Origin of the sequence: Edaphobacter dinghuensis, from assembly GCF_014640335.1 — a bacterium.
Lineage (GTDB): Bacteria > Acidobacteriota > Terriglobia > Terriglobales > Acidobacteriaceae > Edaphobacter > Edaphobacter dinghuensis.
Map to the genome: position 1 here is coordinate 1 of NZ_BMGT01000008.1, position 1,192 is coordinate 1,192.

Annotated in this window: 1 protein-coding gene; it reads left to right on the top strand. The window is 60.7% G+C overall.

All coding sequences use genetic code 11. The features are described 5' to 3' along the window. The first annotated feature begins 4 nt into the window (after positions 1 to 4). Positions 5 to 1,192, top strand: coding sequence for an elongation factor Tu (gene tuf / locus IEW09_RS18625; RefSeq protein WP_188555774.1), 1,188 nt, complete (start codon positions 5 to 7; stop codon positions 1,190 to 1,192).

The window sequence follows — 1,192 nt, forward strand, 5'->3', positions numbered from 1 at the left end:
AGTCATGGGCAAGGAAAAGTTTGACCGGTCAAAGCCGCACGTAAACGTAGGGACGATTGGGCATATCGATCACGGCAAGACGACGCTGACGGCGGCGATTACGAAGGTGTTGTCGAAGCACAACCCGAAGAACAGCTTCCGCTCGTTCGACACGATCGACAACGCTCCTGAAGAGCGTGAGCGCGGTATCACGATTGCGACCTCGCACGTGGAGTACGAGACGGCGAACCGCCACTATGCACACGTCGACTGCCCCGGCCACGCCGACTACATCAAGAACATGATCACGGGTGCGGCGCAGATGGACGGCGCGATCCTTGTGGTTGCAGCGACCGACGGCCCGATGCCCCAGACCAAGGAGCACGTTCTCCTTGCGCGTCAGGTTGGCGTTCCCTACATCGTTGTGTTCCTGAACAAGTGCGATGCGGTTGAGGATGCTGAGCTGATCGACCTGGTGGAGATGGAAGTTCGCGAACTGCTCTCGAAGTACGACTTCCCCGGCGACGACGTTCCTGTCATCCGCGGTTCGGCTCTTGGAGCCCTGAACGGCGAAGCGCAGTGGGAGGCCAAGATCGACGAGCTGATGGATGCGGTGGACAAGAACGTTCCCCAGCCCGACCGTCTGGTCGACCTTCCGTTCCTGATGCCGATCGAAGACATCTTCTCGATCTCGGGCCGTGGAACTGTGGTGACGGGCCGTATCGAGCGCGGCAAGGTGAAGGTTGGCGAGGACTGCGAGATCGTGGGCTTCCGCGAGACGCGCAAGACGGTCTGCACCGGCGTCGAGATGTTCAAGAAGCAGCTGGACGAGGGTCTGGCGGGCGACAACGCTGGTCTTCTGTTGCGCGGTATCGCGAAGGAAGACGTGGAGCGCGGCATGGTGTTGGCCAAGCCGGGTTCGATTACGCCGCACACCCAGTTCAAGGGCGAGATCTATGTTCTGAGCAAGGAAGAAGGTGGCCGTCATACCCCGTTCTTCAACGGCTACCGTCCCCAGTTCTACTTCCGCACGACGGACGTGACGGGATCGGCAAAGCTTCCTGAGGGCACCGAGATGGTGATGCCGGGCGACAACATCTCGCTCGAGATCACGCTGCACACCCCGGTGGCCATGGAGAAGGGCCTCCGCTTCGCCATCCGCGAAGGCGGACGCACCGTCGGCGCAGGCACCATCTCCGAAATCATCAAGTAA